Source organism: Myxococcales bacterium, from assembly GCA_016699535.1.
Taxonomy (GTDB): domain Bacteria; phylum Myxococcota_A; class Polyangia; order Polyangiales.
The window spans coordinates 161,959-182,560 of the sequence record CP064980.1; the positions used below are offsets into that span (position 1 = coordinate 161,959).

Genomic DNA, 20,602 nt, shown 5'->3' on the forward strand with positions numbered 1-20,602 from the left:
AAGTTAAAGATCGATTTGTGTCACGCTACTAGGCTGCAATGCCTTTCCAAAAAAGCGATTCAAGCGTTCTTCGAAATCACCCGGCAAATCGCTTAAATGAATACGCAACGCGCCTTTGTCTGTTTTGGTGTTCTGTAAACCACGCTGACTCATGATTTCAAAGAGGGCTTCTGCGGCAGCAGCCCCGCTGTCAATCACATTTAGATGACGTCCTGCCATCTTAGTAAGCTGCGTTTCGATGCTTTGATGAAGTACGGGATAGTGCGTGCAGCCAAGTAGCAGCGTATCGATGTCCTGTTTTACCAAAGGTTCAAGGTAGCGCCGAATAGCCAGCTCAGGGAGCTCTCCTTCAAGCCAACCTTCTTCAACCAGCGGCACAAGCAATGGGGCTTTTTCGGCAAACACTTCCGCGCGGGAACTGCAAGCAGCTACCGCACGAACGTAGGCTCCCGAAGCAACCGTTCCAGCCGTCGCCAAAATACCAATACGCCCTTGCTTACTTTGCCGAACCGCTTGTTGTGCCCCAGGATGGATGACTCCGAGCACAGGCATGTCCAAACTCAAGGACAGATCGTCCAACGCCACAGCACTTACGGTATTGCACGCTACGACTAAAAGCTTGATTTGCTCCCTCGCGAGGTGCGCAGCGCAGCGCTCGGCATACCTTAATACAGTTCTCGGTGTACGTGTGCCGTAAGGAACCCGAGCAGTATCGCCAAGATAGAGCAAGTCCTCATTGGGAAAGCGCTCCGCGATGGCACGAAGCACGGTAAGCCCACCAAAACCAGAATCAAAGATTCCGATACAGGCATTTTGCCTTTGCTTATTGTTAGGCTGCTCTTCTGACACTGTATTTTTCCGTTTCCTGGTCTACATGACCTGCCTGTGGAATACTAGTCTTAGTGTTAACCCGGATCCTCGTTATAGACCATGATGCCGAAACCCGGCGCTGGCTCGAGCATATCCTGAGCGAAGCCGGTTTCGGGGTACTTTGTACCGAAAACATTGACGAAGCAACCGCTGTTTTGGCTCAACAGCAATTCGGTCTTTTGCTTTTGGAGCAAGCTCCCGAATCCGAAAGCGGACTGCGTTGGTTGAAGGAGCTACGGGCACGCAACGATGACACAGCTCACATGCCTGTGATCATGGTCGCTTCAAAACTTGAACACGCCGACGAAGTGGAAATTATTACAGCCTTTGAAGCTGGTGCCGACGAATTTCTCCGAAAGCCTTTACGCGCTCCGGAACTTTTGGCGCGCATTCATAGTATTGGACACATGCGAAAGGCACAAAAAGAGGCTGCTCAGAAACAAAAAGATGCCGAAATATTACTTGAGCTTACACAACGCCTCTCTTCGTCGCGCTCGCTTCGGGACAACTTACAACTGGTTGTATCGAGAGTGGCGGAAGCTACTAAAGCTGATCGTGTATCCATTGTAGCCGCTCCAGATTCTGAAAGCTCTAATGATGCATTCGTCGTCGCTTCAAGCGGAACCGCATCCATTCGAAACCTTCCGCTGGATCTACGCAACTATCCAGAAATACACCATGTCCTAAAAACCAATACGATTATAACGATTGACGATCCTTTGGAACACGAACTTTTTGAAAGTTGTCGTGAAAAGATGCGCGATACACAAGTCACATCAATTACGGTGCTACCTATTGCTTGGAAAGAACGCCCCCTAGCCGCGCTTATACTGCGTTCCACGAGCGAACCAATTTGTTTTGACGAGCGTGTAAATTTTGTCAAACCGTAGCAAACGCTACCTCCGTAGCGCTGCGTAACGCACGCGTGATGCAATCGTTGCTCGACCGCACCCGCACACTAAGCTACGCACAAATCGAAACAGAAAAGCGCCTCAAATCCCTTAGCATGTACGCCGACCTTTTTGCATCAGCCGCAGACGGCATGGTTGCAACAGACACCAACGGGCAACTTTTATTTGCCAATCCACGTGCGCATGAAATCGTCGGGATGTCGGGCGGTAACCTTTTTAAAAGAAAAGCTCGGACGTTTTATTGATCCGACTGACCTTGAATGGGCCTACAAAATATGGGTTGGTTTCTCAGCAGGACGTTTCCCGCAAAACATTGATCTAAAGCTTTTCCGCAAAGACGGCCAAGCGCTCATCGTTAACGCCTCCTTTGCACCGTTGCAAGACAGCGAAGGGGTTGTGTTGTGTACTTTCCGTGATGTCACTGAAGAACGTCACATAGCTAGCGAGCTAGTTCAGACTAAGGAATTTTTAGAATCGCTGATTCAAGCGTCAACGGATGCCATTATTGCTTGGGACGTAAACAGAAAAGTCATTCTATTTAATCAAGCGGCTTGCCGCGCAACCCGGTACTCTGAAAACGAGGCCCGTGAGGATCTTCTGGTCTCAGACCTGTATACTGAAGGAGAGTTTGAACGTGTTTGTGCGCTCTTGGATTCTGAGGCTCACGGAGGGGTGGGAAGACTTGAAGCAACACGCCTAAAACTCAAGGATAAAAATGGCACCATTATACCCGTGTCTCTTTCTGCAGCAGCCATCAAGGAAAAAGGGGAAGTGACCGCTTTTTTTGGGATCTATCGCGATTTGCGCGAACGCGTACTCATCGAAGAGCGTTTGGCAGAGGCTCAACAACAACTAGAGAAAACCGAAAAGCAGGCTTTGCTCGCTGAACTCGCAGGAACGGCCGCGCATGAACTCAACCAACCACTCATGAGTATCATGGCCCACGGACAATGGCTTCAACGCATGACGCCTGAGAACACCAAAGATCGCAATGCAGCCAATACCATCGTTTCCGGAAGTTGAGCGCATGGCAGACATCGTCAAAAAATTGGAAAGATTACAAACTACGAAACGAAATCTTACGTTGGTCAACAACGCATTCTTGATCTTGATCGCGCCACAAACGAACCCACCGAGCAGGACCCTCACGATGACCGAACGCAAAAGCCACGAAACGCTGACTTCCCTACTGAAAGGCTTTACACCTTTTCGAAAAGACGCCGTTGTGGAAAGCCACCCAGACGAGCTGAGTGATGACAGCACAAACCTTACATCGCCTAGCACGGAGGAAGTACTTGAAGCGGTTTTAGCTTTTGCGAGTGAAACTTCGTCACGCACCGATGAAGATCAGCTCGTACGACGCTTTTTCGATATCTTGAAACATCTTTTTCCTGCACGACGTTTTGCTGTTCGCTTAATTGATTTCGATGAACTGGATCTTTCGCTTATCGTTTCCACTGGCTCGATTTTTCCGGCGGCCAAGGAAAAAATCTACTTAAGCAAAGAGAGTGTCGAATATCACAAGTTGCAAAACATCATGGCCGAATCCGACCACAGCGGCTCGTTGGAACTGACCGACCACTACGTACCTATCTTTGATGAAGACGCTTTCGGCTTTGAAGTGCCTTTGGTCATCAAAGACAGAATTCTTGGAATCCTCAACGTTGAATACTCACCTAAGGTGCCTATCCTCGCGGAGGATCGCGATATCATACGACAGTTTGCAAGGCCTTTTGCAAACCAGCTTCGTAACGCTCGCTATTTGCACGAATCGCTCTACTTGCGTAACTACTTGGCAAAGCTTTTGGAGCACGCGAATGCACCGATTGTTGTAATCGGAAAGCACCGTCGCATCAAAGTAGCAAACAGAGCTTTTTTGAACCTCATAGGGCAAAGCAAAGAATCCGTGCTCAACATGGATTTTGTGGAACTTAGCCCAGAAACAGAACGCGCAAGGCTCTTACCCGTTTTCATCAATGCTCTACGCGGCGTGCCAACAAGCAACTTCGAGCTTCGAATTCATCGACACAACCATAGTTTCGCGAGACTAGCGCTAAACATTGCTTCGGTGCTTAACCCTGAAGGACAAGTTGAAGGCGTCATATGCATCGGTCGTGATGTCACAGAGTTGCGTGAGCTCGAGGAGCAAATGATCCAAGCCGAAAAGCTCGCTACATTGGGGCAACTCGCCGCCGGCGTCGTCCATGAGTTAAACAATCCCCTCACAAGCATATCGGTTTATAGCGACTACCTTCTAAAAAAGGCGAGGAACTCAAAAATTGACCCCAAGGATGTTGATCGTCTTGAACGGATTTCGCAGAGCGCGGAACGTATCTTAAGGTTTACACGCGATCTGGCTATCTACGCACGTCCATCTACTGCGGAACCTAAACTTGTTTCAATTCACGACATACTTGATCAAGCCATTGTCTTTTGTGATCACCTTGTAGCAGATCGTGGTGTCACTATACAGAGAAACTACAGCACTGATGTTTCTGGTGTCTTCGCAATAGCGTCACAGCTGCATCAAGTATTCATCAATCTAATCACAAACGCTTGTCACGCTACTTCCGATGATCAAGGCCTTCTGGTCATACGTACTCGACTCAATGAAAAAAACAATGTTCAGATAGAAATAGAAGACAACGGGATTGGAATCAGCACGGAAAACCTCGGAAGAATCTTCGAGCCTTTCTTTACGACCAAAACGGAGGGCGAAGGGACAGGTCTTGGCCTGAGCATCGCTCGCAACATTGTCGAGCAACACAACGGAAAGATTAACGTGCAGTCTCAAGAAGGAAAAGGCACAACTTTTGTACTTCTACTTCCCGGAGGAGCTACCGGATGAGACATTCCGATTTATCAGGCTCTAGTACCGCAGTTTCTTTGATTCGGTATTGCTCGTCGTTCCCTTGGAGGGGATAATATAGCGATACCCGTCCTTTATACGAAAGGCCGCTCCATCATCGGAATAAATTGTGACGTCCACAGCGCCTTCCTGGTTAATCCTGGGCGAGACGGCAACAATGGTCTTGTCGTTGATAAGGGTTACAGAATCAGACTTTTCCTTACCGAAATACACGGTGTAGCCGGTATCTGAGCTAAAATTGGATCCCATGATTCGAACCGGTTGATCGCCATCCGTCGGTCCGCTGCTAGGGTCGATGCCTTTTACTGTGGCCTCAGCCGCGCCCCCGCAAGCCATAAGTAATAATCCGCACATCATACCGCTCAGCAGTCTCATAAATTCCTCCCCAGATTGCTGCCCCATGGGCCCCTCCGAATTTGGCTCCAGTCGGCAATTGACGACGGCCCCTTGCGACGTACCTTAGCCAGGTCCGGGCATAGTTACAATACCGGAAGTATTTTGAAAATCAGGTATACTTGGAAGCAGTGGAGCATCAACGCATCATTATCGTGGATCCAGACCAGAGCTACGCCGCCCAACTGACGGAAAAACTCCGATCAGCTGGATTCTTGGTTGAGATAAACACCGAGCAGGACGCAGCCCTATCCCGTATTGAACAACGGGCGCCCGATATTGTGGTCTCTGAGGTTGAGCTCGGTCACGGCTCGGGTTTCAACCTTCTGCAACAGCTTCGAAGCGCTGACCGCTATGCATCGCTCCCTTTCGTTTTTCTTACAAAGAACTATTCACCCGCCCAGAAAATGCGTAGCTTGGAGCTTCAAGCAGATGATTTCCTGGATAAATCAAGACCTATAGAGGAAATTGTAAAAACGGTGAAAGAATCCCTGGTTCAAAAAAGACAACATCAACTTCGCAATAAACTACGTGAAGCTTCCGACGCGGTATCGGGTTCCCTCAAAACCAATTCCGTCAATGATTTACTTGTTGCCATAAGTGCGACTCAAAAAACTGGTGTACTCACCCTCAGCAACAAACACGATCGAGGTGTTATTTATTTTAGAGACGGCTCTCTCATCGACGCTGGTATCGCAACGCTCAACAGAGAAAAGGCCATCTACCGAATGATGCTCATGCAAGAGGGAAGCTACCTTGTGCAATTTCGTGAAGTGCAGCGACCGGATGAAATCGCTATCACCACACATGGACTAGTGAAAGAGGGGCAACGTCGAGCTATCGAATGGAATTCTTTTGCTGAACGATTACCAAGTTTTCAAAGTATATTAAAACTAAACGTAACGAAGATCGCTGATCGTTTGGGCGAACTGCCGGACGAGGTGAACGCTGTACTTCGCTTGTTTGACGGAAAACGATCGATTTTACGAGTGATCGACGATTGCGCAGGAGACGACTTAACTGCGTTGGGCATGATCGCGCGTCTGTTTGAAGAGCAATTTTTTGAAATACTGACCGAACCAGAAACCGAATCACTGGCGGTTTTTGACGAAATGACCCCCTGCTTGGATTCCTGGCCCAGAAATGAACAAACTAGGCCTAGACGCGAGCACCGGAAACACGACTCAGGATCTTCCCTATGAGTCCATCAAAATTGTCGAAGGTGCTATCGCTGTTTCCAATGAACATGAAAGCGTAACAACACGTCCTCCGCCTCCACACACAACGCCGCATCGCCCGCCACCACCACCACCAGCTTTGCCACGCGACGAAAATTCGTCACCCAGCATTCAACGGCAACTCACTGCATATGACATCCCGCTTGAGCCATCGGATTCCAGTCCGAAAGATGTTCCTGAAACCGAGCCTTTTTTTCCTCCCCAAGACATCGTCGAGCCGGAAGAGAACACAGTGAGCTATGCGCACTCCGCATCTATCACAAGGCCTTTTGTACCACACAGCGACGAGCCCCAAGTCTTTGTTTCACGGGCACAAGATGAAGATTTTGATCTTCCAGAGGAAAAGAAAAACTCAAAGTTAACCATCGTTTTTAGCATTGTCACAGTATGTTCCGTCATCGCTGCTGTCATGCTTTACTTCTATGCTCCAGCGGATGGCCCCAATCAACCTTCTGTTCAAGCCACTGAAAGTACTACGCCGAATAAGCAAGTCGTTATTGAAGCGTCCAACATCGTCGACAAGAAACTAGAAGAACGCGAAAAAAGAGAAGAGGATTCAAAGTCTGAGCAAATCGTTATCGAGCAAGCGCAAGTAACGAGCAGCGATAGCCCTGAAGCTCAACCACAAGCCTTGGTCGAAAAACAGGATCAAGACTCGACAAGCACGCTTAGTCCCACTGAATTGAGCAAGCTTCTTCGCCAAGCCAACAACCAGCGTTACCGAAACCCTGAACGTGCAATCGAGCTCTATCTAAAGATCATCGAATTCGAGCCGACTGAACAACGAGCCCTCACCCCCTTGGCCCTTGTCTACTACGAGGCAAAAGACTATAAAAAGGCAGTTGAATTTGCAGCCCAAGCGGTTACAGCAGATGCGACAAACTCCAAAGCTTGGCTAACATTGGGAGCGGCTCGACAATCGCTCGGGGATCGCTCAGGAGCCAATGAAGCCTACCGTTTATGTGCCAGTCATGGAAAAGGAAGTTTGGCTAACGAGTGCCGCCGTATGTTAAGGTGAAACCATGAACCAGCCTGTGATTCTTAGTGCGGTACGGACGCCAATTGGCAAATTCCGAGGTGGCCTGACAAACGTCCGACCTGACGACATGGCAGCACTCGTGCTCCGAGCTGCACTGGAGCGCGTCCCGGAAAGTCGCAACGCAATCCAAGAAGTCTGCTTTGGAGCAACCAACCAAGCAGGAGAAGACAACCGCAACGTGGGCCGCATGGCTGCCTTGTTGGCTGATTTACCTTTTGAAGTTACTGGCTCAACCCACAACCGTCTTTGTGGCTCAGGCATGGACGCCATTGTCAGCGTCGCACGCGGCATTCGTTGCGGTGATTTTGATTTAACCGCCGCTGGAGGAATCGAGTCCATGACACGTGCTCCTTTCGTGATGAGCAAAGCATCCGAAGGATTTTCACGCACAGCCCCCGTTGTGTTTGATTCAACCATTGGTTGGCGCTTTTCAAATCCCCAGATGGCGAAACGTATCCCTTTGGAATCGATGGGGCAGACAGCTGAAAATGTTGCCGAACGTTTTACTATTAAGCGCGAGGCCCAAGATAATTTCGCACATCAGAGTCACCTTCGTGCAACACAAGCTTGGGATAAGGGGCTTTTCAAAAATGAAGTTATCCCTGTTCCCATCATTACCGGGAAGAAAAGCAATACTGAAGTTCTTTTTCAAAAAGATGAATGCATTCGTCCAAACAGCACTGTCGAAAAGCTTGCAGCCCTAAAGCCTGTGTTTAGGGAAGGTGGCAGCGTTACCGCCGGAAACTCATCACCACTCAACGATGGAGCAGCTGCTCTTGTCATAGGCTCGGAAAACTGGGCTAAGAAAAACAACATTAAACCTTTGGCTCGTATCGTAGGCTGGGCTGTCGCGGGGGTTGACCCAAGTGTTATGGGCACCGGCCCGATTCCCGCTACACGAAAAGTTCTCGAGCGCACAGGACTATCCGTCAAAGACATCGGGCTCATCGAACTGAACGAAGCTTTTGCTGTGCAAGCCTTGGCTTGTATCACAGAGCTTGGGCTTGATCCCAACAAGGTAAACATCAAAGGTGGCGCCATCGCATTGGGCCATCCTATCGGATGCTCCGGTGCACGCATCGTCGTGACTTTGGCGCATGCCATGCAAGAACACGACATCCGCTACGGCCTTGCCACCCTTTGTGTCGGCGTCGGACAAGGGATGGCCATGATTTTGGAGAAAGCACAATGAGCGATTTTTTGTTCATCAAAGCGCCATTGTCGATCTACACGCTCATATCGGCAAAGGGACAAAGATCTGGCACTTTTCTCATGTCTCAGAAGGCGCTCGGATCGGCGATGGTTGCATCTTGGGACAAAATGTTTTCATTGGTAGAGACGTTCAGATTGGCAATGGCGTCAAAATTCAAAACAACGTTTCCGTCTATTCAGGGGTAGTCATTGAGGACGATGTGTTTTTGGGTCCGAGTTGCGTATTCACAAATGTGCTGTTGCCCCGAAGTTTTGTTGAACAAAAGCAGTCTTTTTCAGAAACTCGTATTCGAGTCGGCGCAACAATCGGCGCTAATGCCACCATCGTTTGCGGCAACAACATTGGGCATTACGCCATGATTGGAGCCGGCTCCGTCGTCACACATTCAGTGCCTGACTTTGCTCTGGTGATGGGCGTGCCAGCAAAACAGCTCGGCTGGGTCGATCGTGAAGGAAAACGACGTGACACGCCGCCCGCAAAAAGCTAAATACCACGAACATGCCTGAGATTATTCCTTTATTTGATTTGAGCGAACAACACCAAAAGCTTGAGCCTTTACTCAAAAAAGCTTTTGATCGCGTACTGCATTCTGGTCAATTTATCTTGGGCGATGAAGTCGCCGCTTTTGAAAAGAACATTGCAAGCTTTATAGGAGTTAATCACGCGATAGGCGTCTCGAGTGGCAGTGACGCTTTGCTTGTTTCCTTAATGGCGCTCGGAATCGGTCAAGGAGACGAAGTCATCACGCCATCCTTCTCTTTTTTCGCGACCGCTGGCTGCATTGCTCGTTTAGGGGCAGTTCCTGTTTTTGTTGATATCGATGAGCACAGCTACAATATTGATCCGAGTTTGATCGAAGCGGCAATTACGAGCCAAACAAAAGCCATCATTGCTGTTCATCTGTACGGACGTCCTTGTGAGATGTCTGCCATCAATGCCGTGGCAAAAAAGCACAAGCTCTTTGTCATTGAGGATGCAGCACAAGCCATCGGAGCCAAACTTGATTCAGAAAGCCCCGTCGGCGCTTTGAGTGATCTTGCATGCTTTTCTTTTTTCCCCACCAAAAACCTTGGAGCTCTTGGTGACGGCGGACTTGTCAGCACAAACAATCCAACCCTTGCAGACAAGGTACGGCTGCTGCGTGCTCATGGGGCATCTCCCAAATACTATCATCTTACCCTTGGCGGAAACTTTCGTCTCGACGCTCTTCAAGCAGCCTTTTTTAGATTGCAAACTCGCCTTCCTTGCGGAATGGATCAATGCTCGAAAAAAAATCGCAAGCAACTATCGCGACCTCTTTGCGAAACATGGGATTAGCACTGAGCAGATTACGCTTCCAGAAGAAACCATAGAAGGCCAGGTCTATCATCAGTTTGTTGTTCGTTCACCTTTGCGTGATCGTATTCAATCGCATCTTAGCAACAAACACATCGGAACCGCTGTTTACTATCCGAAGCCCTTGCACCTTCAGCAGTGTTTTTCTCACCTTGGATACAACGAAAACTCACTTCCAGAAACTGAAAAGCTTGCAAAGAAGTGCTCGCACTACCCATGTTTCCCGAACTTCGTTTTGAACAACAAGAGCTTGTTGTTCAAGCAATCAAAGAGTCGCTTTCTATCACTCAATAAGAGGGGTTATTAAACTTGTGCTCTTTTACAGAGTTGCTAAGGTAGATAACCATGAGCAAACGATATCACGCCTCTTTCCTTCCTGGCGGCGACTCCCCAGTCGATGAAGCCATCTCTCAAAAACTTCTTAGTTTTGCTTTAGAAAAAGGCGGTGACTACGCTGACCTTTATTTCGAATTTTCAGTCAACGGTAGCTACAGCTACGATGAAGGTATTTTAAAAGCAGCTGGACGTTCCTTATCGAGCGGGCTTGGTGTTCGCGTGATGAAGGGCGACGCGACGGGCTATGCCTACGTTGAAGATCTCAGTTTCGAAGCCATGAAACATGCCGCTCAAACAGCAGCTCAAATCGCTGCTGAGGGAGGATATGCTGGCTCCGTTGCACTAAAAGCAAATGCAATCCCTCAACGCTACAAGGTTGAGACACTCAGCCTCGATGTCGATAACCTGAGCAAACGAGATTTGCTCAGGCGTGCAGACGAAGCTGCTCGTGCGGCTGATTCAAAAGTGATTCAAGTTCAAGCCTCTTTGAGTGAAGAGCTTCGGGAAATTCTTATCGCCACAAGCGACGGAAAGTTTGTTCACGACTCTCAACCTTTGCTGCGTTTTTCCGTTAGCGCTATTGTTGAAAAAGGTAAACTTCGTCAAAGCGGATCTTCTGGCGGCGGAGGGCGCGTCGGCTTGGATTATTTCAAAGACAAGTCGCCTGAATGGCATGGCAAAGAAGCCGTACGTTGCGCGCTCGCCATGCTCGAAGCCAAAGAAGCACCCGCAGGCGAATTCCAAGTCGTTCTCGCTCCCGGCGACAGCGGCGTTCTTTTGCATGAAGCCGTAGGGCATGGCCTCGAAGCAGATTTCAATCGTAAGAAAACCAGTAACTACACGGACTCTGTTGGAAAACAAGTCGCAAGCGACCTCTGTACTGTTGTGGATGACGCCACGCTCATGAATTCACGTGGCAGTATCAACGTCGATGATGAAGGAAACCTGCCTGAGCAGGCCCTTCTGATTGAAAAAGGCGTACTGCGTGGTTACATGCATGATCGACACTCTTCGGCTTTTTTCAAAAGCAAAGCAACGGGTAATGGACGTCGCGAAAGTTTCAAAAGCCATCCGATGCCGCGCATGACCAACACCTTGCTTCTAAACGGACCACATGATCCAGAAGAAATAGTCAGCAGCGTACAATACGGTGTTTACGCAAAGAGGTTTGGTGGCGGACAGGTCGACATCTCCAATGGAGACTTTGTCTTTTCGCTAACAGAGTCTTATTTGATCGAAGACGGTAAAATTACGGCACCGCTTAAAGGCGTAAACCTAATCGGCAATGGTCCTGATGTCATGCGCAAGGTGGTTATGTTGGGAAACGACATGCAGGTATCCGACGGAATCTGGACTTGCGGAAAAGACGGACAATCGGTTCCAGTCGGGGTCGGATGTCCCACCACTAAAATCTCGGCTGTTACAGTCGGCGGAACAGAAGTAGGAGCCCGATCATGAGTGTTGCTTCAAAAGAGGAGCTCGTTGGCCTTGCAGGACAAATGGTCGAGGCAGCAAAAAAAGCAGGCGCGGACATTGCAGAGGCTTACTCTCATCAGAGCTCTCACCTTTCCACGAAAACCCGATTGAAAGCGCCTGAACTTGTCGAAGAGGCTGGCTCTAAAGGTGTTGGATTGCGTGTCATGCTAGGAAAACAAGTTGCACTTGTGCATACCAGCGATCTTAGCAAAGCAGGTCTCAAGCGGACGGTTGAAGATGCCATCGAACTCGCAAAACTAGCGCAAGAAGACCCTTTTGCAGGACCTCCAGATGCGTCTTTGCTTTCGAAAAGCGATCAGCATGTCAATCTGGATCTTTTCGATGAAAGCATGCAGAAGCTTTCGACGGCTGAAGCCATTGAACGCGCCTCCGCTGGCGAAAAAGCTGCTTTTGATTACGACTCGAGAATCACCAACAGCGAAGGGGGCACCTTTGGCCGCATCGCTGGCGCTTCGGCTATTGTGACAAGCGGCGGCTTTCAGGGTTATTCCAAAGGCACTTATGCTTCGCTGGTTGTGAGTCCAGTCGCTGATGAAACCGACGGAAAGAAGCGTACCGGTTATTACTGGAGCGCAAAACGCCATCTTGCTGAACTCAAAGACGCAAAAACGGTGGGCGAGGAAGCAGCGCGACGTACACTTGCAAAGCTCGGAGCTCAAAAAGTCGCAACCCAGCACGCCCCAGTTGTCTTTGACCCCGATGCAGCACGGAGTATTTTGTCTTTGCTGGCAAGCTGTATCAACGGCAGCGCCATATGGCGTAAGAGTAGCTATCTTGCCGAAAAAGAAGGCGAGCGCATCGCAAGTGAACTGGTCAACGTGATTGATGATCCGCTCATACCACGAGCCCCTGGATCAAGACCCTTTGATGGCGAAGGACTGGCTTCTCGTCGTAATACGATTGTCGAAAACGGAGTACTGCGAAGTTATCTTCTGGATAGTTATTCAGCTAGAAAGCTTGGAAAAGAAAGCACTGCCAACGCCTCACGCGGCGCTTCAGGTGGGGTGTCTCCTTCAAGCAGCAACTTCATTCTAAAACCGGGCTCGCAATCGGCAGAAGAACTCCTTGCCTCGACACCTAAAGGTCTTTACGTCACCGACATGATGGGCTTTGGTTTCAATGCGATCACCGGTGACTTTTCTCGAGGGGCATCCGGTTTTTGGATCGAAAACGGTGAGAAAACTTTCCCGGTCTCAGAGGTCACCATCTCGCTCAACATCGATGAGCTCCTCAAAAGCATTGATGCGATCGCCAATGACCTTGAACTGGACACCTCGATAGCTGCCCCAACCTTCCGCGTGCGCTCCATGACCATTGCTGGCCGCGATTAACGATTGCATGCAAAAACAACTTAAACCTCGTCAGCGCGAATGGCGTCTTTTCGGCCAACAATAAGATGCAAAATAGCCAGGATGATCACACCCACGGCAAAAGTGCCTAAAAATGCACTTCCTAATTCAGGGTAACTGTAAGTTGTAAAATTGGCGATCTGTTTACTGCCAATGATGGCAGGCGTAAAAGGCTCAACAGTCACAGGTGCATCGGGCGCTAGATCGTGACCAAAAGAATACAATTTATATACAAAGCGCCCAAACGAAAAAAGACCGATGTACACGGTCATGGCTGATAGATCCAAAAGCGAACGTACCGTTCCCACAACAGCCACCCTCAGCCCCCATAAAATCAGCAAACCAAATGCAAAAGGAAGCCATCCCAAATCGCTAAGAGCTGTGCGATCAATAGGATGCATGCCGATATAATGGTTGAGTGTATTGATCTCCGAAATATGTTGATCGTCATTTCCACCTTTGACAGTGTATGCGTAAATCTCCATCCACAATCCATCCGGATACTGTGGTGCTTCTAAGCGTATCTTCCAGAGTGGAAAAGCAAAACTTGCCAACATAAGCAAGCTTAGAACGATGAGTATCCACCGAGCGTGCAGAATTAATGGTTGATCCAAATACTGATAAAATTTATTTACTGGATGCTTCATATCTATCCTCCATGGGTCGAAGTGGCTACAACACTACAATAGGTCGTCATGGCGTAACGACCAAAAGGAGGTCATCCAAGCAACGCATCCCACTACAACGGGCCATGCCACACCAATGACCAACAACCAGCTTGCACCGAGTCGCGCACCTAAAAAATGGCCAACAGGCCCCAATACTGCCAGATCGGTGTTGATTCCTGCCAACAAAGCCATACGCGCAGCCTGCAAAGGGTTCAAAACAGCCAAAACAAACACGACTTCTGGCTGAAGCTTCCATCGCAACATAAGAGCGATAATACCAAAATCGATAAACGCGGCACTCAGTGCCCAGATCAATAGTAAATAGATCATAGCCCGTGCTTGGTTGCGAACAAAAATCGATACCGTAAGACCAAGAGCAACATAACACCAAAGCAACGCTGCGCTAAGCAGCAACACGCGCAACAAGAAGGACCATTGTATGGTTCCAGATGCAGCCATATGATCGTAAGCAGCCATGCCCACCATCCAAAAAAGAAGAGGCACAAAAATCACCAAGTACCGTACGACGCTCACCGCAGCGAAAAAGCGCCAAGGTGTGATTGGATGAGAAAACAAGAGCTCAAAAGTGCCGTCCTCCCGAGCTTGACTCATGACCTGGCCTGTAGCTGCGAGGGCCAGCAGAGGCAGGATGAGCAAGAGTGTGTGCGAAAAGGAAAGCAGCGCTCTACCCATGCCAGTAAAACCCATGACGGTTGATTCCCGCATGCCTACAAAAATAAAAACAGCCGCTAACAGACAGGTTACGAATGTTGAAAACAGTACCCAACGCGAGCGCAATGCTTCGGCCAAATCCAAATTAAAAGCGGCTCGAAAATCCAGTGCAAGCTTCACGGCGCGTCCTTATCACCAAAATGCATAGGTTGGTGCTGTTTATTAAGAACCATAGCGTTTGCTTCTGAGTAAGGCATTGATCCCGCTGATCCCCTTTTTACTGCTGCTGGGCCATAACCCATCGGAGAACTGTCCACTTTAATAAAAGCAATGCTTGTCTTTGTTAGCCATCGATCCTCTTGATAGGCGCGAAAATAAGTTGCTTGAGCTTCGATGTTCTGTTTAACAAGATGCTCAAACAAACAACCTGGATCGTCAAAATTGAATACCTCGGCATTGTTGCTTTGCACTTGTGCCGCAAAACGCCGATCGCTAATATGCATTCGACAATGTGCACATACATCCCGATCCCATGCGATTGGAACTGGACCTTCGACAGTTCGCTGCACTTGCCAGACAAAAAGAACAAGCGACAAGGCAACGATGATTGTCACTGCAACTGCAATTTTCTTTAACGAATTATTACTCATGTTGTACCTGCTCTTTTGAATTGAGGCCAAGCTCCACCGATTCAATATCCTGAACATAAAGGTGTGCAAGATCACTCCCTAACTCTTTCATCGTCGAGGCTAGAAGGCTTATTTTATCTTTTTGCTTTACTCGCGAAATCCACCATCGTCCCAATGCTGGTTCAAACCCCCGCGCCGCGAGCCATTCATCATGTTTGTGCTGAGGCACATGAAGTTCAACGATGCTAGTAGCGTGATCATCGAGGAAAACACGAGCCGAACCACTGAACACGAGCCTACCCTGTTGCAATAAAGCGACCTCATCAACCAAATGCGTAAGCTCGTCTAGACGATGCGAGGAGAGCAACATGGTGGAGTGTCGTGTGTAGTGAGGTAGAAGTTTAAAAAACGCTTGCCGACTCCCAGAATCCAGACTCGCGGTAGGCTCGTCCATCACTATAAAGGTCGGTTTGGAAAAAAGCGCCAATGCAATCACAAGTTTTTGTTTCATTCCACCCGATAAGCTCCGAAACGACTGAGTGGCAATAGCATCCAGATCAAGACCGAGTTCAGCAGCCAGGATGTGAACGTCATCGACTGGGGCTTCACGTACCATGCAGATGTTTTTGACGATTTCGCCTACCGGTGCTTTGAGTTGCGGTGAAATCTGCGGGACATAGCCAATGTGCCTTGTGAATTCTAGATCTCCGTTTATGAGCTGCTCACCGTTGAAGCATACACTTCCTTTTGAACGCAAAAGTCCAAGCGCGATACGGACAAGGGTGGTTTTCCCAGAACCGTTGGGACCAATGAGGGCAAGTTTGCTGCCCTTGGCGATGCACAGAGAAAGGTCGTTGAGCGCTCTATGCTCAGCAAACGATTTTGAAATATGCTTGAGTTCAATTCGCACCGCAACAGCTACCTTGTTCTAAGAGTTAACCTTGGCTTGGGATCGACCAAGACCAGTTTAGGCTTCAATAACGGCACTGCATGCCCCACAAAGTCAACTATCGATAACGACAGCGTACTGAAGAAAAAGGAAAGCTGCGGGTAGGTGCTTACGAGTTGATTCGAAAGGCTGCGTAGCTCATGGGGATATCGCCAACCCCATCTTCATCCATGTCATAACCCACATAATCATCGAACATATTGCCTCGCCAGGTTGTGTTGAGGGCAGTACCGCCGCCTTCAACGCGCACGGGCGTTTGATAGTCAAAGAATGCATTACCCTTGAAAGTATTTGCTCGCTCGCCGCCATGAAATATCACAGCTACGTCACCAAACTTGAAACGGTTATCGTAAAAATCGTTTTGATCCTCGATCTGAAGTGGAGAAGTATCTAAATACACACCGACCGTGTTGTCTATAAATTCATTGTGTTTGACGCGCAGGTTACCGGATTCTTTGATGCCAAGGCCCATCCCTGCTGCACCCGAGGAATGCCAAAACTCGTTTCTCTGCAATGCGATGTCCCTGGAATACATAATAAAAACTCCCACCACATTATTACGATAACGGTTCCCGATGATCCTGTTTCTGTGGCTGTACATAAAATGCGTGCCGTAGCGACCATGGGTTACTTCATTGTTTTTAAGGACATTGTTTGATGAATACCAAACAACGACATCGCGGCTATGGGCCACTTTGTTGTCTTCAACGCGACTGTGATACACTTCCCACAAGCGAATACCATCGCCTCGTAGACCCAAAGCTGCGCCAGAGTTTCCAAGCACGTGGTTGCCCTTGATCACGGCGTGTTTAACTTTTTCAACCAGTATACCGAAGGTTGCATGTTGCACACGGCAACCTTCAATACGCACATCATTGGCTTTGACGTGTATCGCAGCATCCAAGGTATCAAACCGACCACCACTTCCATCCACTGTCAAACCCAATAAATGAGTACGATCTGCTTGGATTTCCACCGTGGTACCTCGACCAGTGGATTGGATCACGCTTTTAGCATGTCCCCAAAGGACAACAGTTTTTCTCAACACGATTGGACCAGGATAAACCCCTTCTTTTAAACAAAGCACTTGCCCCTTAGGAACCGAATCGAGCACGTGCTGCAAGTCCTGATCGACACGAACCTCCTTGCAAGCCAATGGTTTATCAGGATGTGCATCATGAAAGACGCTGTGTCTTTGAACAGCACGCTCAGATGCACACTGTCCTAGCAAAAGAACAACAAACACCACGATGTTAGACTGAGTTTTCACCTTCGAACTCGAGACGATCCCTGTACCCTAGGGAAAGCTACAAGGATCGTCCCTTTCACTTGTTACAGTTGTCCTTTTGGTTCGACCAGCAAATAACCCGCCATTTCAAGATGCAACGCGGAACAGAACTCCGTGCAGTAGAAAGGAAATACACCAGCCCTTTGTGCAACGAAAGTTACGTTGGAGTGTTTACCAGGCTCGAGACTAAGATGTATGTTGTGCGAATCAATGGTAAAGCCATGCGTGGCATCCTGCGCTTGCTCGACGTTGGTCACGTGCAAATGCACTGTGTCTCCTTGCTTAACGCGGATAATATCAGGGGTGAAATGACTACGCACGGCGGTCATGTAAACGTGCACACCATCTTCTTTACGCTCGATTCCTTCTTTGCCTCCTTCAACAGCAAATTTGTCTTTCCTACCGGATAAAACATCGGTCCCTACGGGTTTGTACACATCCACTGCTTTAATTTTATCGGCTTTTATCATTTGTGCGTAATGCGGTTCCCCGAGGGGGATGGGCAAGTCGTAAAGCAGCTGCATGTTTTCAGTACTTGTGTCGATCAGTTGAAAGTTTTGGGGATGCAAAGGCCCCACTTTGGCAAAACGATCGATGGCCCATTTGTTCATAGCAACCAAGTACTTCCCATCGGGACTGACCGTATCTCCTTCAGCGGTCGCCAAATGGCCTATGTTGTAATGCACTGGTATTTTCTCAACGACTTTGAGATCTTTAAGAGACCATTTGGCCACTTTGGACTCGATAAAAACCGAAGTGTACGCATAGCCCTCATTGTCAAACTGAGTGTGCAGCGGACCAAGACCGATTTCACATTGTCCGCGAATGGCTTTCTTGAAGGGCAAAATAGGCACACCATAAGAATCTTTGCCTTCAAAACTTTTTGACTCAATGAGTTTGATCATCTGTGCCCAATTGTACACTGTGGCATGGGTATCGAGTTTCCCTCCAACAACCATCTCTTTGCCATCCGGCGTCACATCGATGCCATGAGGGCTCTTGGGCTCGCCCACAAAATAAAGCAAACCTTCTTGGATGGCCGTTTCAAGCGAAATCACCGGCATCTTGGCTATGGTTTTGGTCTTCCCACTCTTGGCTACTTGTTCAGCTTTTTTCCAATTGAAAATATGCAGGTAGTCCATGTCATTTTGCGAAGCTCCGGACTCCATGGGCGGTTTGCCTTCCATGTTTCCACCGTACGAGCGCTCCACGTTAAAGGAGTTAAAAAATACCCAACCCTCGCTAGCAAGTTTCCCGGCATCGGATAGATCCTGACCGTAGGGAGGGAGCTCAACCGCCCAACTTTTCTCTGGGATGATCCGTCCTTTTTCGCGATCAAACTTCCAAAATATGGCAGCACCACGGTATTTTTCGTTGAACTCATCCAGCGATGCATAGCCGCCCCCAAGCGGCGCAGGATATTGCGCTGCTTCGATCACGTACTCGGTATTGGGCGTCACGAAAGTGGCGCCATGCTCGGATTGAATTAATTCACTGGCAACAATCTGTTTTGTAACAAAATCATGCAAATCGATGACTGCAACACGCGGATTGGCTTTGTCATTAACAAAAATGTACTGCCCGTCGTATTCCCCCTTGGTCTCGCTCAACGCCGGATGATGCATATCTCCCCAGGTCAGCATCTTTCCATTACGCGAGCCTTGTTTGAGTAACTCGTTGGTATTGTCACCATAACCATAGCCTTGCCAAGGCTCTGGAGTGAACACGCCCACGTACTTCAAGATGCGCATGCTGGGTACGCCAATTACAATAAGGTTTCCTCCATGACCCCCGGAAGCGAAAAGATAGTAATCATCCTTTGTGCCTGTGGGCATGTAGGTTTTTAGAGCCGCGGTCACATCCGCTTCGCTTAGATTGCGTGCTTCCATGATTTCAGCCACCGTTGCTCCAGAAGCGCTTTTCTTGTCGCTCCCGCAATTCCAACCCAAAGACAGCAGAACCAGCGCTGCAATGCCTATTGCAGATACAACTATTTTTTTCTTCTTTGTCATGGCGATTCCTCTCACTTTCCGCTCAGATCGCGAATTTTGTTGCGTAATGCAATGACCACTTCTGCTTTGCTATTCAAGTCTGGATTCGGTGGCATTGCAGCGCTCTTACCCACCGCCGCGCCTCCGTACTGTATAATTTTTTCTAGATGCTCATCCGTGACAGATTTTTGCCACTCCGGATCAGTCAAATCACGCGGCGGCGGCGTTAGACCTTTAGAGGCCGGACCATCACCCTTTCCCATGGTTCCATGGCAAGGCGTGCAACGCGTTGCGAAAATTTCCTCCGCTTGAGCAAGAGCTTCCGGTGAAACGCTTACACTACTCTTTGTTTGAGTTTGTTCAGATGCTTGCGTCTGATTGTTTCTAGAACAGCCGCTTGCCAACAACCCACCGGCGGCAAATCCAATCAATAGACACCACCCGCGCAGTTCTCTTGCATGCATATGCGTCTATCCTCCTTGTTGAAATCGAAAGTAATTGTTTTTCTCACCATTAAAGTTATCTGACAAGGCGTGACTGCAAAGAATCACTTATCGTTCGGACTATTTTTGTTTCGCATGCACAAACCGAGAGTAAAGTGCTGCCGAAAAAAAGTGGACACTGTCTACTTACGCAATCTCCATTGATTCAGCCGGCTAGCGCCCGAGGGAAGAGAATGTTGTTTTCCAAATGGATATGGTCCATCAGCTCAATCTCGAATTCTGCAAGCGCACGGTATAGCTCGTGCCAGCTCGTGCAAGCTTTCTCTGGAACGTTCAGATCATGGGTGAGCTCGCGGATACGCTGCAAAGTCTGTCCATGATCATCGTGCTCCTGCATCATCACCTGGACCGGCATGTGAGCCATGGCACCGCGGCCCGTCACGATGAGCGGAAATAAAATTTGCTCCTCCTTTGTTAAATGCATCTCGATAGAAGCCCTCGCCTCCATTAGCAACGCAGCAAGTCCTTGTGGACAGTGCGCATGCTGGGCATGAACGCGCTCAACTTTTGTTGCAAGCTCAAGCAGCCTGGGTAGCTCACTGCGCAAAGGAGTATGGTAGCGATCAAGGATGTGCTGGATAAGTTCATCCATCGGACGCTCATCCCAAAAAGTTTCATCCTCAGGCTCGAATACGGCAGCTTCAATGTCGCGAAGCACCACTTCAGCATCAATCTTTTTTTGGGCGCACGCTTCGCTCAGCGACCGCTGTCCACCGCAGCAGTAATTGAGGTGATAACCATGTAAGATCCTAGCCGCTCTAGGGTGGGCCATGACGAGTTCAGCCAGCGTCTGCTCAGTATCCTTCATAGGACTCTCCAATGTGTGTCAACTTGCGATCTTTGGCCTGCACA

Annotated in this window: 20 protein-coding genes and 1 pseudogene; 11 read left to right on the forward strand and 10 right to left on the reverse strand. The window is 48.8% G+C overall.

All coding sequences use genetic code 11. The annotated features are described in order from the left end of the window. Positions 1–3 precede the first annotated feature (3 nt). Positions 4–849 carry a glutamate racemase gene (locus IPJ88_00855; GenBank protein QQR90336.1) on the reverse strand — a complete coding sequence of 282 codons (846 nt, stop codon included), beginning with the start codon at positions 847–849 and terminating at the stop codon, positions 4–6. Positions 850–902: 53 nt separating this feature from the next. Between IPJ88_00855 and IPJ88_00860 the strand changes: the two genes are divergently transcribed. From IPJ88_00860 to IPJ88_00875, 4 genes are all read left to right on the forward strand, one after another. Beyond that, positions 903–1,760 (forward strand): response regulator, encoded by an 858-nt coding sequence (locus IPJ88_00860; protein ID QQR90337.1) that lies wholly within the window; start codon positions 903–905, stop codon positions 1,758–1,760. A 35-nt stretch (positions 1,761–1,795) separates the two neighbouring features. Beyond that, entirely contained in the window at positions 1,796–2,026 is a 231-nt protein-coding gene (locus tag IPJ88_00865) for a PAS domain S-box protein (GenBank protein QQR90338.1), read from the forward strand. Continuing rightward, positions 1,965–2,804, forward strand: a complete 840-nt coding sequence (locus tag IPJ88_00870) for a PAS domain S-box protein (protein QQR90339.1) — start codon at positions 1,965–1,967, stop codon at positions 2,802–2,804. Before IPJ88_00865 ends, IPJ88_00870 begins: the two co-directional genes overlap by 62 nt. Before the next feature lie 127 nt (positions 2,805–2,931). After that, a complete protein-coding gene (locus tag IPJ88_00875) occupies positions 2,932–4,629 on the forward strand; it encodes a PAS domain S-box protein (protein QQR90340.1) in 1,698 nt (565 codons plus the stop codon). Between the two features lie 21 nt (positions 4,630–4,650). Here IPJ88_00875 and IPJ88_00880 read toward each other — a convergent pair whose 3' ends face one another. Beyond that, complete coding sequence (locus IPJ88_00880; GenBank protein ID QQR90341.1) at positions 4,651–5,025, reverse strand: IPT/TIG domain-containing protein; 375 nt, start codon at positions 5,023–5,025, stop codon at positions 4,651–4,653. Positions 5,026–5,165: 140 nt separating this feature from the next. Between IPJ88_00880 and IPJ88_00885 the strand changes: the two genes are divergently transcribed. From IPJ88_00885 to IPJ88_00915, 7 genes and pseudogenes are all read left to right on the forward strand, one after another. Then, positions 5,166–6,245, forward strand: coding sequence for a response regulator (locus tag IPJ88_00885; protein ID QQR90342.1), 1,080 nt, complete (start codon positions 5,166–5,168; stop codon positions 6,243–6,245). Further along, positions 6,187–7,299 carry a hypothetical protein gene (locus tag IPJ88_00890; GenBank protein ID QQR90343.1) on the forward strand — a complete coding sequence of 371 codons (1,113 nt, stop codon included), beginning with the start codon at positions 6,187–6,189 and terminating at the stop codon, positions 7,297–7,299. Before IPJ88_00885 ends, IPJ88_00890 begins: the two co-directional genes overlap by 59 nt. A gap of 4 nt (positions 7,300–7,303) precedes the next feature. Further along, a complete protein-coding gene (locus IPJ88_00895; GenBank protein ID QQR90344.1) occupies positions 7,304–8,512 on the forward strand; it encodes a thiolase family protein in 1,209 nt (402 codons plus the stop codon). 25 nt (positions 8,513–8,537) lie between these two features. Next, on the forward strand, positions 8,538–9,020 hold the full coding sequence (locus IPJ88_00900; protein ID QQR91929.1) for an N-acetyltransferase: 483 nt from the start codon (positions 8,538–8,540) through the stop codon (positions 9,018–9,020). Positions 9,021–9,031: 11 nt separating this feature from the next. Next, a pseudogene (locus IPJ88_00905) lies at positions 9,032–10,162 on the forward strand (DegT/DnrJ/EryC1/StrS family aminotransferase). Positions 10,163–10,207: 45 nt separating this feature from the next. Next, positions 10,208–11,662, forward strand: a complete 1,455-nt coding sequence (gene tldD / locus IPJ88_00910; protein ID QQR91930.1) for a metalloprotease TldD — start codon at positions 10,208–10,210, stop codon at positions 11,660–11,662. Continuing rightward, positions 11,659–13,032: a TldD/PmbA family protein gene (locus IPJ88_00915; GenBank protein QQR90345.1), complete on the forward strand. Its 1,374-nt coding sequence runs from the start codon at positions 11,659–11,661 to the stop codon at positions 13,030–13,032. Before tldD ends, IPJ88_00915 begins: the two co-directional genes overlap by 4 nt. Positions 13,033–13,052: 20 nt before the next feature. Here the strand turns inward: IPJ88_00915 and IPJ88_00920 are convergent, their stop codons facing one another. The 8 genes from IPJ88_00920 to ytfE form a co-directional block, all read right to left on the reverse strand. Further along, positions 13,053–13,697, reverse strand: a complete 645-nt coding sequence (locus IPJ88_00920; protein QQR90346.1) for a hypothetical protein — start codon at positions 13,695–13,697, stop codon at positions 13,053–13,055. 33 nt (positions 13,698–13,730) lie between these two features. Further along, a complete protein-coding gene (locus IPJ88_00925; GenBank protein QQR90347.1) occupies positions 13,731–14,570 on the reverse strand; it encodes an ABC transporter permease subunit in 840 nt (279 codons plus the stop codon). Further along, positions 14,567–15,040, reverse strand: a complete 474-nt coding sequence (locus tag IPJ88_00930) for a hypothetical protein (protein ID QQR90348.1) — start codon at positions 15,038–15,040, stop codon at positions 14,567–14,569. The genes IPJ88_00925 and IPJ88_00930 overlap by 4 nt, the downstream gene beginning before the upstream one ends. Then, positions 15,033–15,929: an ABC transporter ATP-binding protein gene (locus tag IPJ88_00935; protein QQR90349.1), complete on the reverse strand. Its 897-nt coding sequence runs from the start codon at positions 15,927–15,929 to the stop codon at positions 15,033–15,035. Before IPJ88_00935 ends, IPJ88_00930 begins: the two co-directional genes overlap by 8 nt. A 148-nt stretch (positions 15,930–16,077) precedes the next feature. Beyond that, complete coding sequence (nosD, locus tag IPJ88_00940; protein QQR90350.1) at positions 16,078–17,238, reverse strand: nitrous oxide reductase family maturation protein NosD; 1,161 nt, start codon at positions 17,236–17,238, stop codon at positions 16,078–16,080. Between the two features lie 62 nt (positions 17,239–17,300). Then, positions 17,301–19,268, reverse strand: coding sequence for a Sec-dependent nitrous-oxide reductase (gene nosZ, locus IPJ88_00945; GenBank protein ID QQR90351.1), 1,968 nt, complete (start codon positions 19,266–19,268; stop codon positions 17,301–17,303). 11 nt (positions 19,269–19,279) lie between these two features. Next, entirely contained in the window at positions 19,280–19,711 is a 432-nt protein-coding gene (locus tag IPJ88_00950) for a c-type cytochrome (protein ID QQR90352.1), read from the reverse strand. A gap of 184 nt (positions 19,712–19,895) precedes the next feature. Beyond that, positions 19,896–20,558: an iron-sulfur cluster repair protein YtfE gene (gene ytfE, locus IPJ88_00955; GenBank protein QQR90353.1), complete on the reverse strand. Its 663-nt coding sequence runs from the start codon at positions 20,556–20,558 to the stop codon at positions 19,896–19,898. Positions 20,559–20,602: the final 44 nt, after the last annotated feature.